15 protein-coding genes, 1 pseudogene and 1 riboswitch are annotated in these 12,651 nt (G+C 35.7%); of the genes and pseudogenes, 14 read left to right on the forward strand and 2 right to left on the reverse strand.

What is annotated here, in order from left to right; all coding sequences use genetic code 11:
* The 5 genes and pseudogenes from ACOI1D_RS18825 to ACOI1D_RS18845 all read left to right on the forward strand — a co-directional run.
* A pseudogene (locus ACOI1D_RS18825) lies at positions 1 to 405 on the forward strand (hypothetical protein); the annotation flags it as partial.
* Positions 406 to 480: 75 nt separating this feature from the next.
* Positions 481 to 1,122 carry a DUF4129 domain-containing protein gene (locus tag ACOI1D_RS18830; protein ID WP_422503426.1) on the forward strand — a complete coding sequence of 214 codons (642 nt, stop codon included), beginning with the start codon at positions 481 to 483 and terminating at the stop codon, positions 1,120 to 1,122.
* A 24-nt stretch (positions 1,123 to 1,146) separates the two neighbouring features.
* Positions 1,147 to 2,301: a DUF4350 domain-containing protein gene (locus ACOI1D_RS18835; RefSeq protein WP_422503428.1), complete on the forward strand. Its 1,155-nt coding sequence runs from the start codon at positions 1,147 to 1,149 to the stop codon at positions 2,299 to 2,301.
* On the forward strand, positions 2,270 to 3,199 hold the full coding sequence (locus ACOI1D_RS18840) for an AAA family ATPase (RefSeq protein WP_422503429.1): 930 nt from the start codon (positions 2,270 to 2,272) through the stop codon (positions 3,197 to 3,199). The genes ACOI1D_RS18835 and ACOI1D_RS18840 overlap by 32 nt, the downstream gene beginning before the upstream one ends.
* Positions 3,150 to 4,508: a DUF58 domain-containing protein gene (locus ACOI1D_RS18845; RefSeq protein ID WP_422503430.1), complete on the forward strand. Its 1,359-nt coding sequence runs from the start codon at positions 3,150 to 3,152 to the stop codon at positions 4,506 to 4,508. Before ACOI1D_RS18840 ends, ACOI1D_RS18845 begins: the two co-directional genes overlap by 50 nt.
* A gap of 9 nt (positions 4,509 to 4,517) precedes the next feature.
* Here the strand turns inward: ACOI1D_RS18845 and ACOI1D_RS18850 are convergent, their stop codons facing one another.
* Positions 4,518 to 5,474 carry a stage II sporulation protein M gene (locus ACOI1D_RS18850; protein WP_422503432.1) on the reverse strand — a complete coding sequence of 319 codons (957 nt, stop codon included), beginning with the start codon at positions 5,472 to 5,474 and terminating at the stop codon, positions 4,518 to 4,520.
* A gap of 192 nt (positions 5,475 to 5,666) precedes the next feature.
* Here ACOI1D_RS18850 and ACOI1D_RS18855 point away from each other — a divergent pair, with 192 nt between their 5' ends.
* A complete protein-coding gene (locus ACOI1D_RS18855; RefSeq protein WP_422503434.1) occupies positions 5,667 to 6,413 on the forward strand; it encodes an RDD family protein in 747 nt (248 codons plus the stop codon).
* Between the two features lie 90 nt (positions 6,414 to 6,503).
* Here the strand turns inward: ACOI1D_RS18855 and ACOI1D_RS18860 are convergent, their stop codons facing one another.
* On the reverse strand, positions 6,504 to 6,854 hold the full coding sequence (locus ACOI1D_RS18860) for a hypothetical protein (protein ID WP_422503436.1): 351 nt from the start codon (positions 6,852 to 6,854) through the stop codon (positions 6,504 to 6,506).
* A 358-nt stretch (positions 6,855 to 7,212) separates the two neighbouring features.
* A riboswitch (purine riboswitch) is annotated at positions 7,213 to 7,314 on the forward strand.
* A gap of 246 nt (positions 7,315 to 7,560) precedes the next feature.
* Between ACOI1D_RS18860 and ACOI1D_RS18865 the strand changes: the two genes are divergently transcribed.
* From ACOI1D_RS18865 to ACOI1D_RS18900, 8 genes are all read left to right on the forward strand, one after another.
* Entirely contained in the window at positions 7,561 to 8,385 is an 825-nt protein-coding gene (locus ACOI1D_RS18865; protein WP_422503449.1) for a 5'-methylthioadenosine/S-adenosylhomocysteine nucleosidase, read from the forward strand.
* A 119-nt stretch (positions 8,386 to 8,504) separates the two neighbouring features.
* Positions 8,505 to 9,428 (forward strand): nuclease-related domain-containing protein, encoded by a 924-nt coding sequence (locus tag ACOI1D_RS18870; protein ID WP_422503437.1) that lies wholly within the window; start codon positions 8,505 to 8,507, stop codon positions 9,426 to 9,428.
* Positions 9,429 to 9,462: 34 nt separating this feature from the next.
* Positions 9,463 to 9,807 carry an NIPSNAP family protein gene (locus ACOI1D_RS18875; protein ID WP_422503439.1) on the forward strand — a complete coding sequence of 115 codons (345 nt, stop codon included), beginning with the start codon at positions 9,463 to 9,465 and terminating at the stop codon, positions 9,805 to 9,807.
* A gap of 48 nt (positions 9,808 to 9,855) precedes the next feature.
* Positions 9,856 to 10,080 (forward strand): hypothetical protein, encoded by a 225-nt coding sequence (locus ACOI1D_RS18880; RefSeq protein ID WP_422503440.1) that lies wholly within the window; start codon positions 9,856 to 9,858, stop codon positions 10,078 to 10,080.
* Positions 10,081 to 10,082: 2 nt separating this feature from the next.
* Positions 10,083 to 10,601, forward strand: coding sequence for a methyltransferase domain-containing protein (locus tag ACOI1D_RS18885; RefSeq protein WP_422503442.1), 519 nt, complete (start codon positions 10,083 to 10,085; stop codon positions 10,599 to 10,601).
* A gap of 29 nt (positions 10,602 to 10,630) precedes the next feature.
* Complete coding sequence (locus ACOI1D_RS18890; protein ID WP_422503444.1) at positions 10,631 to 11,659, forward strand: C45 family autoproteolytic acyltransferase/hydolase; 1,029 nt, start codon at positions 10,631 to 10,633, stop codon at positions 11,657 to 11,659.
* Positions 11,660 to 11,693: 34 nt separating this feature from the next.
* Complete coding sequence (locus ACOI1D_RS18895; protein WP_422503446.1) at positions 11,694 to 12,071, forward strand: VOC family protein; 378 nt, start codon at positions 11,694 to 11,696, stop codon at positions 12,069 to 12,071.
* Positions 12,072 to 12,156: 85 nt separating this feature from the next.
* A partial coding sequence (locus ACOI1D_RS18900; protein ID WP_422503448.1) for a VOC family protein occupies positions 12,157 to 12,651 on the forward strand: 495 nt, incomplete at its 3' end.

Consider the following 12,651-nt stretch of genomic DNA (forward strand, 5'->3'; position numbering starts at 1 on the left):
CTTATAGGAATAGCCTTTGGAATAATTTTGTTTCTAGGGTTAGGTTTAGTAGTGGCACTTTTATTCGTTCGCTGGAGCTTTTATCTTGGTGTGGTAGCATTTGGAGACGATGCACCTGGACTATCGAGAAGTTGGGACCTTACAAGGAAACAAACGTGGAAATTATTGGGTCTTTACGTAATCTTTACTATTATTATTGTTATTGTTAGTAGTGCAGTAGAAGTGCCAGCAATATTCCTGCTGGGAAATAGCGTGTCATACGGTATCATTATTAACTTAGTTTCATTGTTAACAACTGTAATTTTCTCTGTTGGTTATGCCATTATGTATTTCGATCTAAAAATGAGGGCCGATGCAGAGGACATAAAAGAATTGATCGAGGATTACACGACGAAACCAGAGTAAATCTTGAATTTCGTAATTTGATTTTGTAATTAAGAAGGAAAAAATTTCTTCTAAGGATAGCTAGGTGATAAGTTGATGTATGATGAAAATCGGGCAAAAGAAGAGCTTAAGGATATTTTGAATCAAAAGGAATACCAGGTTTATTATGAAGACAATAGGAACTTTATTGAAGTTTGGTGGGACAATCTAAAAAATTGGCTGGGAGATTTGCTGGGAAAATTCTTTTCATCATTTAATCCATCAAATAATGCAGCTGAAGGAATTTTAGTTTTGACTATTCTCGTGTTTGTTTTACTAGCATTATTTTTTCTGGTTAGATACAATTTACGTCGCCAAAAGGATATGCGAGACAATAAACCAATTCAATCAACCAATGAATTGAATTGGTCCTATCACAACCATTTGATCGAAGCTCAAAAGCAAGAGGGACTAACTCAATATTCCATCGCTGCTCGTCATTTATTTTTAGCTTTGCTGCTTTATTTTCATGAGAAGGAGTGGCTCGAGGCCAGGATATGGAAAACAAACTGGGAATATTACGATGAGCTTTATAAGGTGAATAAAAATCGGGCAGAGCAGTTTTATAGCCTAGCCGTGGTATTTGATGAAGCAGCTTATGGTAAACGTACAATCAAGCAAGTTGAGTATATCCAATACAAAAACAAGATAATGAACTGGTTGGAGGAGAAAGATAATCATGCGCCCTTGCAGGGGTAAACAGAAAGGTGGAGGGAGAGAGAATTGCAAAAATCAATTTCGAATAGAAAAACCTGGCTTTGGCTAATAAGCATTCTTCTGGTATTTATAGTTGTTAGTTACTTGGTCACTTCACCTGAGCCTGAGGATTATCCGAATTATGTCACAGAATCTCCCGCTCCTACTGGTGTGAAGGGTCTCTATACCTATTTAGATTCTACTGACAGATGGTCTGCTCGCCCGCAGTTACTGTTAAAAGAACAGGTTGGAAGTCAATTACTGATTATGGTACAGCCATTATTTATCCCTAGCTCAAGACAGATGGAAGCGTATAGGGAATTTATGAAATCGGGAAATACCATACTATTACTGCAATCAAATCCAGACGGGATGTTTGATTTACAAACGACGTACATAGAAGAGGAACCTCCTGCATCTGTTTATAATCAGGCTGGAAAGAAGTTTCGTGCTAACATGAGTTCACCAATAAGACTGCAAACAAGTGAACAGGATGTGGTTTTGCTTCATGACGAGTTAGGTACCATTGCTTTTAAACGTGATTATGGGAGAGGGCAGTTAATTGTTGCGAATACACCTGAATGGGTGACCAATGAAAATCTGCTTAAGAAAGATCATTTGCCCCTTGTCCTTTCACTGATTAGTAAAGGAAGACAACAGGGCTCTAACATCTTATTTGATGCATACATTCATGGCGAGGAAAATTCCTCAACAATCTTAACCTTATATCCTAAATGGCTGCTGGTCATGGCTATACAATTAGTTATTCTTACTATTATTTTTCTATGGTATCAGGGAAAGCGCTTTGGTCCTATTTTGGTCGCAAGAGAAGAAACAGTTCGATTTAGTGATGAACGGATACAAGCATTAGCAGCCTGGTACCATAGAAGTCGAAGCTATCATGATTCAATTGTTATTCAGTCAGATTATCTTAAGCTTCTTATGCAGGAACGCTTTGGGATTCCATACTATAAACAATGGGTGGACATAACTGAACAATTGGAGAAGAAACTGCCTCATTTGCCAAATACGGAAATAAAAAGTTTTCTAAATGGATTAACCGAACTTTTGATAAAAGAAAAAATAAGTAAACACACGTACGTAATATGGTCAGCAAAACTAGATAGAATGAGGAAAGAGGTGGATAGGGATGAGGAACGAATTAACATCCTTACTAAATAAGTATGAAGAACGTATTATTGGTCAAAACAAAAATCTGAAACTCTTGTTATCTGCAATTTTGGCTGGCGGCCATGTGTTAATTGAAGGGGTCCCAGGTACAGGGAAAACGCAGATGGTACGGACACTGTCAAATTTGTTGGGTGGTTCATTTAATCGGATTCAATTTACACCCGATTTGCTTCCGAGCGATATCACTGGGAGTACCATTTTTAATATGAAAGAAAGTTCATTTCAAATGTTAAAAGGACCTATTTTTACCAATATTCTTTTAGCAGATGAAATTAACCGTACACCTGCAAAGACTCAGGCCGCTTTACTAGAAGCAATGGAAGAGAACCAGGTAACGATTCAAGGTGAAACATATCCCTTAGCTGACGTCTTCTTTGTAGTAGCAACTCAAAATCCGATTGAGTTTGAAGGTACATACCCATTGCCTGAAGCACAGCAAGATCGGTTTTTATTTAAACTTCAGATTGATTTCCCGACATTTGGGGAAGAAACAACTGTTTTGAAACAGGTGTTGGACTCAGAATATGATATGGAAAGCGAAGAGAAAGTTATTGATATGGATATGTTTCTGACAATTAGAAATGAAATAGAACAGGTTATCCTGAGCGATGAGATTATGGATTACATCATGAAAATAGTCAGAAAGACAAGGGACTCAGAAGCGATACGTTTTGGTGCCAGCACTAGAGCAGCAATTTCGATTGGTAAATCAGCACGTGCCTGGGCATATATTTCTGGTAGAGACTATGTAACACCTGATGATATTAAAATGGTAGCACGACCGGGGTTAAGACATCGTATTCAACTATCCCCACATGTAGAATTGGAGGGAGCGACCATTGATCAAATTATTCAAGAGCTTGTGGGGTCGGTTCCTGTTCCGAGGTAAAGGAATTCTACCTACTAAGCGTTTATTGATTTTATTTCTAGTGCTATCAAGTTTACTAACATTACTTACACTCTGGGGGATTTCATGGCTTTACGTAATCTTTGCTAATATCTTTTTCTTTATTATTAGTTTACTGGATTTAACTCAATCCCCAAGAAAAAAACAACTCTCTTTTAGTCGTACTATCCCTCACGAGTTGGAGAGGGGGATATCCTATACAGTAACTATTGACGTGAAAAATAATTCCACACATTCCTATCAGATTAGTTTTGTTGATGATATCCCACAGTCTTTCCACAAGAATTTTCCTGTTCGTGGAAGCATTGAAAAACAAGGCACATCGATGGTTACTTATCATACACAGGCTTCTGTACGGGGGATGTATGAATTAGAGAAACTTTATGTGCGCTACTGCAGCTCAATCGGTTTGTGGGAAAAACAGATGACTGTTGCGCTGAAGGATGCTGTTAAGGTTATTCCCGATTTAACAGACACGAAGCATTATTTAGAGAATGCGCAGCAATTTTTGACTGCTGAAGGGGAAAAAATACGTAAAAGAAGAAGCGGCTCAGGAGAATTTTCAAAGATTAGGAATTATGTTGTTGGTGACGATCCCCGAAAAATAAACTGGCGTCAAACTGCTAAATTACAAGAGGTCATGACAAATGAATACGAACCAGAACACGGGAAATATATTACAATTTTAATTGATTGTGGAAGAATGATGGGGGCAGAACTGACTACAGGAAATCGTTTGGAGCGAGTGTTAGAAGCTGCAATTACGGTTGCTGCAGCAGCGTTAAAAAAAGGGGATTATGTATCAGTAATTGCTTTTTCAAAGAACGTGAAGGTTTTCGTGCCTGCTGCTAAAGGAAGCAATCATCTGCAAAAAATTCTTCAATCCATCTATGATGTAGAAGTGGATCCAAGCGAGCCTGATTACGCATCTGTTTTTAGTTATTTACAAACGGTCCAGAAAAAAAGAAGTCTTCTATTATTGTTTAGTGATGTAGGCACGCTCCTCCTCGAAGAAAGCGCGCTTTTACATATCAAAAGATTAAGACAAAAGCATCTATTTTTAACAATAGGTATTGAAGATGCTATCCTACTTCATACTGCAAAAGCAGAACCAGCTAATAGACAAAAAGCAATGGTGAAAAGTATGGCACAGCAGCAAATCGTCTCAAGGAAAAAGGAGAAAGTCAAATGGGAAAAGCAAGGGTTGCAAATGGTTGAAATTGAGGAGGAACGACTGGCAATTGCAGCCGTTTCCTATTACATTGATATTATGAATCGAGGCTTATTGTAGTCTTGTAACCTATGCTTTTCTTTGTAATTGTCGACCAACTATTAGATAGAGAATCAAACCAATAACTGTAATAAAAGCAACTAGATATTTTGTTTCTAAGCTAAGGGATGTTGGGGTTATGAAGCCCTCAATAACACCTGCAATGACAAACAATGGAATGGTTCCAAGTAATAATTGTACAGAACGTTTCGCTTGCACTTTTAACTGGTATCCTCTTGAAAATGGACCAGGAACAAATAATTTATAACCCATGAGCAATCCTGCGCCACCAGCAATAAATATGGCTGTTAACTCGATCATGCCGTGTGGAACGATATAGGCCCAAAATTCATACGATTTTCCTGATTGCCAAAATAGTGCTGCAAGTGCTCCAACTAAAATTCCGTTATAGATTAATAGATAAACGGTCAATAATCCAAATGTTATTCCACCAGCAAAAGCAAGGATAGCCACTTGAATATTATTTGTCATAATTGTTGCGGACATAAACGAGGAATCTATTGATTCTGAGTTTGCACCTAGTTGACTTGGATCAACCCCCTGCGCCATCTCTGTTGGAAGGACAGAATAAAGGTTGCTAGGATCGTTTATCACGGAAATATAGCTCGCTCCACCACCAGCCGCAAACAGAACCATTGCAATAACGACAAATTTCCATTGTTCTAAAAGCAATCCGATGAATTTGGTGCTGAAAAAGTGCCGAAGTTGTTTCATACTGGAATCCTGGTCCTTGTATAATAGGTTGTGAGATTTAGACACTATACCATTTAAATAGGAAGTCACATCTTCGTTTGTAAAATAGGTTTGGCTGAAGGGCAAATCCTGGGCTGCTTTTTGATACAGTCGATCAAATTTATTGATATCAGCAGCTGTCAGGTTTCTTTTACTTTTATGTAGTTTAGTTATCAATTGTTCCAGCTGATTCCAGTCACTGCGGTGCTGCTTAATAAATTGCTTAACGTTCATCTAGACACCTCATTTTCTTAGGAGCTACTAACATTTTAACAAATACTTATCTATTATAAATAAGTTGAAAAAAAATTGAAACAGTTAACGCAATAAATTAATTAAGAAAGAAAGAAGGTATTTACCATTAATCACGAACGAGTCGAAATTAAAACCCCTGAATTTGTTTCCCTTCAGTTTCAATTAGCAGGTTTGGGAAGCAGAGCAGCTGCATTGATTATAGATCAACTAATCTTAACGGTAACGAGCATCCTCGTTGTTTTAGGTGTGATAATTGCTGAATTCGGGCAATTGTCTATGTCATATATACCAGAATTATCATCTCTACCTATTGTCATAGCAATAATTCTTCTTTTTATAATTAACTGGGGTTACTTTATTCTTTTGGAGTACTATACGGGAGGCAGGACAATTGGTAAGAAAGTGCTCGGTTTGCGAGTTATTCAAGATAACGGTCATAGTCTGACATTACTTTCTAGTATTATTCGGAACCTTCTCCGCATTATTGATTCTTTACCTACAGCATATTTAGTCGGCATGATAATGGTTTTCTTTCACTCCCAGCATAAAAGAATAGGCGATCTTGTTGGTGGTACTGTTGTTGTACATGAAAGAAAGGAAAAGCGGAGAAATAAATTAACTCCAATCGAACAGGAAATTGAATCAAGAGGGCTCACAAAAAAAGATTTAACGATTGATGAATGGACATTGAAAACATTAGGAATTAAAGAATGGAAGCTGTTAAAAACATACAGTAACCGTTTATTACAGTTGAGAGATTCAGAAAGAAGAGAACTGACGAAAGAAATTGCAGCAATTCTTTTTGAAAAAGTTGGATTAGATTATGAAAACTATGAAAACAAGAATATTCGAGAACTAGAAAATACTCTTCTAATGCTTTACCTAATACTAAAAGAAGAATGGGATTTCGAATTATAAGTAGAAGTGGGTTCTTTGATTGTTCCATCGGGCACTGGTTGAATGTTAGGTTGGAGAAAAGGAGTAGTGTGGAAAGAGTGTGGGTTAGCGCTACTTTTTCAAAAGTTCTATGTCAGCTTCAACCTTGAACACTCTGTTATTAAGTGCGTTAAGTTTTGAATCTGGTAGATCCAGTTTAGAATCAATTTGTTTTAACATAACCATGATATCTTTTGGATGCTCATTTTCGATCCGTGACAAAGTTGATTCTATGCGGTCCAGTTTATTGCTGGTCTGAACTTTATGTGAAGTGAAATCTTCTTTAAGTGAAGAAAGGTTCTCTTTGTGGGAGATAAAATCTTTTTTTATTGAAGAGAAATCTTCTTTGTGAGAAGAGAAATCCTTTTTTAGTTCAACTAATGTATCCAAAATGAGGTCTAATTTATGGTTTGAATTGTTCATGTTAGTTCCTCCTTTCTAAAGTTATTTCTATTATTATACAGGTGGTTTATTTTTAAGTCTAGTATTTAATCAACACCTATTTTATAGAACATAAAACAAATTAGATACCAGTCCATAATGGCAAGGCCTATCTGGACTGTTGTATTAATAAAAAAATTCAAGCTTTCCGCCAAGTTCACCGATAATAATCTTTTGAATTTATTTTTTAAACTATTGTGATTCAGCTAATACATATTCTTACTAAAATTTAACAGAATAGAATAGTCTTCCCGCTAAAACCGAACAATAAAACAATTTATCTTTAAAATGTTCATGTTTTACTTGATTATCTATTATGAATTTGCTATATTATCAAGGTAACAATTTAAATAGTATTACTCGTATATGCTCGGTAATATGGTCTGAGCGTTTCTACCAAGTTCCCAATAAGAACTGGACTACGGGTTGAAGTAATTGGTTGTTCGGCTTTTAGCTGCCACCACCTTTTTATAATTTTGTATTAGCACCATTTTGCTTAATTATTTATACTTCGACTTCCGTAGGTCTAGAAGGTAGAAATTATTCTACTTTTTCTGGACCTTTTTCTATTGACCAAACTACGAGAATATCAAACAACAAGGAGGACAACAGAATGGAAAAAGAAAACAAGCAAAGAAAAGGACTGTTAAAAAATTACGTTTCATTAGCCTTTATTACTTTACTGTTAATGTCGGTAGTTATAGGGTGCAGTACTGCTGAATCATCTGAAACTGTACAAAAAGATTCTCAAAGACCAATTCTAGTACAAGGCCCAATGCCAATAGAAGCTGAAGAATTTGCAGAAAGGTTAGAAAATGTAAAAGAAGAGAAATCTGGAACGTTTGAATTCTATATAGGTACAGTAGACAATTATCCTGTTATAGTTGCTAAAACAGGAAAAGGAATGGAAAACACAGCAGCTGCTACAGCTGTAGCTATTGAAAGGTATAACCCTATAGCAATAATCAATCAAGGAACGTCAGGTGGCCATGATCCTAACTTACACGTTTTTGATATTGTTTTAGGCAAAAGATCTGTAAACATAGGTTCATTAAAAACAGCTGATAGGGATGAGAACGAAGGAATTAAACCAACCGAATGGAAACCTATGGACTTAATGGCATCTGAAGGAAGTGCAGGGGAAGATCCTAATGCTGAAAATATACGTTACTACAAGGGAGATATGGATTTACTCGCAGCTGCAAATGCTGTAAAAGAAAAGTATAAGAAAGGGAAGATTGTTGAGGGTACAATAGGTTCCGCAGATGTTTGGAATAATGAAGTTGATAGGATTAAATGGTTTCATAATAAGTACGGCACCTCTGTAGAAGAAATGGAAACTGCCTCAGCAGCACAAATTTCTAAAGCTTATGATGTACCTTTCCTTGGGATAAGAATACTGTCAAATAACAAAGTCAATGGTGGTGAATACAACCCAACCACAGCGTCAGCAAATCAAGAATATGTTTATGAAGTAGTGAAAAAATATGTATCTACCTTGCCTAGTAAATAATATATAGATACAACTAAAGCAACAGTCGCATTATATATATATATAATAACCACCCTGAATGCTCGCCAAAGCGCATAGGGTGGTTATTTTCATTTGTCGACAGCTATGATTTTACATGTATGGCGCCACAAATTCATTTTCATGTTCATTGTTTAAATTATAAGTTACCTGTCGATATAGTTAATATAAAACAAAATAATGGTGAGGAAGATTTAATGTTTTTAGATCTGTTCAAGAAAAATAAAAATAAACAAACAAATGGAAAGAAAGGTAAGGTCCACGCTACTAGAAAAGATCAACAGCATGTCGCTAACAGAAAAGGTGAAATTGGAGAATACAAGATTAACATTCAACTGGATCAGATGCCGAAAGAATACAAGTATTTATCAGATGTGATGGTGGAAAATAAGAAGTCCAGTACCGGCTACTCCCAAATAGATCACATTGTAATAACTCCTTATGGGATATTTGTTATTGAGACAAAGAACTACCAGGGGACTATTTATGGTGGAGAAAATAGAAAACAGTGGTCAGTTAATGGTAAGTTTCAAATGCTTAACCCTTTTATTCAAAATTATGGGCATATAGAGGCACTTAAGACTTTACTACATAAAAAGTTTCAAAACAGCTTTGTTTCCATGGTTTCATTTACAAAAAGGTGTACATTTAAAATTGACGTTGAACTGAGAAAAATCAATTCTAGTAAACTAATAGTGTACGATGTGGAACTGACAGAATTTATTAACAGAAAAATTTCAATTCTTAAGTTGATCCACAACGAGCCATTGTTTCTGGAAAATGATATATCAAATGTACACAGGGTGATTCATGATGCCAATATTATTAATCCAGAATTAAGAAAACAGCATAATAATGGAATACAAAAGAAAAAAGAGCAGCCTGGTAAAAAGTTACTACATAGATGCGTACACTGTAATAAGCCTGTGTCTGATAAGGTAGCATCATACTGTCAATCCAATAAAAGATTTGAAGGGAAAATATATTGTTATGAACACCAAAGTTTAGGAGTTACTAAGATGTAATTTTCAACTTGCAAAATCTTAAAGGAGAATTGGTATGTTTTATAGAAGAAAGTCTTATCTGATTAAAAAAGATTTTGTAGAAACATTCAACACTCATTTCAATAAAACAAATTTGCCGAACCAGATAAAATATGGTTCGCGTCTTGTAAGTCGTTGGATGAAGGAAAATGATAATGATACTGTAGAAATATTCGCTATATGGGAATATAAGAGTTATGAGGATTACAGGGAAATTGAATCTAAAATTCAAAGTGATAAGGTTCATCTTAAACGGATAAAAGACTGGTATGAACAAAACGGTGGTAGAGAGTATATCAGAAGCGAATACATACTAGAAATGAAAAATGATTTTTTAGAATCAACTGTTGAAACAGATTAACTTTCATAATTCTGCAGTTAAATTGAAGTTAAGCTTTGGAGGGCTAATATGAGTATTGAATCACTAGTATTAAACAAGAAAAGTTGGGATGATGTAGCACATCGTTTTTATGGAAGAAATCCTCTTCCGGAGTATGGACCACTGGCTCCCACTGAGGATGAGCTAAATTTATTCGGAGATGTTACTGACCTCAACGTATTAGATATTGGTTGTGGAAGTGGACACTCCTTACACTATATGAACGAGCGGGGGCAGGTGAACTGTACGGGATAGACTTGTCGAAAAAACAAATTAAGGCAGCAAATAAACTGTTAAGCAACTGCCGGCCCCAAGTGAAATTATCCGAATCTCCGATGGAAGAGAATCCCGGTCTGCCAGAAGACTATTTTGATATTGTTTACTCTATATTCGCACTTGGATGGTCAACTAATCTCGATAAGACATTGGGAAACGTAAATAAATATTTAAAGACAGGGGGCAAGTTTATTTTCAGTTGGGAACATCCATTACATAGTCGAGTGAATAGTAAAGATGGCGTTTTAACTTTTGATAAGTCCTACCACGAGGAAGGTCCATATGATCACGAAGCTTGGGACCATCCTGCTATTATGCAACAGCATAAACTCAGTACGTATATCAATTCACTGATCAGCAATGGATTTGCGATTGAAAGAATGCTTGAAGAGGTTCGCTTAACAGATGAAGATATTCATCGACACGCAAACAGATGGTATTCTTATGAGAAAGCAAAATCTGTACCTACTACTTTGATTATTAAAAGTCGAAAGATGTAACTGTATATTTGGGTCAGGAGAAAGAAAGGGTGTATATTATCGGAAGTTTCGAAATAGATGTAGTTCAGTATAGAGGAGATTCGTACATCATTGGACTTGAGCAGGGGAAAGAGATTGATAGTGAACTCCTCGACAAATTCTCCATTTTTGAAAATGCACGTTTTAATTTAGATGGAGCAATAGAAGTATTCAGACGTTTTGCTCCTCACTTACTGGATGAAATAGAAGGATTAGCCGATGGTTTACAAATTCCCTTTACTCAAGCCGCCTCGATGTTTAGTGGATATGATATTCCAAAAATAAAGGGGATGGGCTGTTCTTCTGTTGTTAATCAGGATTTTGCAGTCCGTAATTATGATTTTTCACCTGAACTCTATGATCAACGCTTCGTTCTTGTTCAATCTAAGGATTGTTTAGCCAGTGTTGGTCATAGCCTACATGTGTTAGGGAGACATGAAGGTGTTAATGAGATGGGGTTATTTATTGCACTTCACTTTGTTAATAATGATAAACCAAGGGTAGGGTTAACTGCTCCTACCGTTGTACGAATTGTGTTGGATATGTGTGAAAATACCAATGACGCTGTTAAATTGCTTACCGAGTTACCACATTCCTGGAGTTATAATTTTTCTGTTGGAGATAGAAGTGGAGAAACAGTTATTGTGGAGGCATCCCCTTTTAGTGTGAAGGTAAGAAAAAATACTGAAACATTAACCTGTACAAATCATTTTCAACATGATGAGATGATGAAACAAAATAGAATGGACCATACATATAGTTTTGAACGCAATACATCGCTTGAAAAAAAGAATGTTAATGAATTAGGTATGACAGAAGTTTTTGAGTGGTTCAGAACGCCAGATTCAGAAATGTTTTATAACGATTACCAAGAATTCTTCGGAACCCTTCATACTTTTGGTTATTCATTTAACGATAATCTAGTATACACTTCTATACCATATGGTGAAACAATCGTGGTTGATTGGGGAAGATGGCTGAATGGTTATGATATTACTGCTACTTTAATAAAGGGGCAATTGATACAGAAGAGTTTGTGAACAAGTGTTAACTATATCGTAAAGGAGAATGTTGATGAACACACCTTTTAAAAGTCAACTTGGAACAGTATTTATTCATGTTAAGGATTTAAAGAAATCGGTGGAATGGTACAGCAATATTTTAGGATTTTGTTTTGACCCTACAGAAATAGAATCACCTGTTTATAACATTCCAATTGATGGCACGACTGGTTTAACGTTAGATGAGCATAAGTTTGATAAGAGTTTTAAGTGTGAACCCAGTCCAAATCCAATATGTAATCTTTTAGTCGGTGACATTGATGAAGCTTATAATTTTATGAAAAGTAATGGTGTAGAAATTGTAAGAGAAATCGAAAGGATTCGAAAAGACTTTGCATGGTTTAACTTTGTTGACCTTGATGGAAATGTGCTAATGGCTTGTACTTGTTAACACTTTCCTGCTATGAATCAATGATTTAACATAAAATACATGTACAGTAATTATTGCAAATAATAGAAGGGGGTATGAATCATTAATGGAAATTAAGTCTGTCGTTTTATTCACTAACAAATTAATTCAAATGAAAGATTTTTATATTCATACATTAGGTTTTACGTTAATTAAATATGAAGAAAAAAGTTTTCGAATTGCTATTGGAACCAGCGAATTAGAGTTTACCTCTAAAGCTGTAAAAGGTAGTCCTTATTATCACTTTGCTTTTAATATTCCTGCAAATAAATTCAAAGAAGCAAAATTATGGGCAATAAAAAGAGTGAATTTAACAGTTGAAGATGGGGAGGATGAAGCTGACTTTGACCACTTGCCAGCTCATGCTTTTTATTTTTATGACCCTGCTGGCAATATAGTGGAGTTTATTTCAAGACATTCTACATCTGAAGAAAGAACAGACCCTTTTTCCGTTAAAAGCATTTTAAACATAAGTGAAATAAGTTTAACTGTAGAAGACGCTGTGACTGTGGGAAAACAATTAAATGAAATTGGTTTGAAAGAGCGTGACAACAATGCTATA

The sequence above is a fragment of the Virgibacillus sp. DJP39 genome (genome assembly GCF_049310925.1).
Classification (GTDB): Bacteria; Bacillota; Bacilli; order Bacillales; family Amphibacillaceae; genus Virgibacillus_F.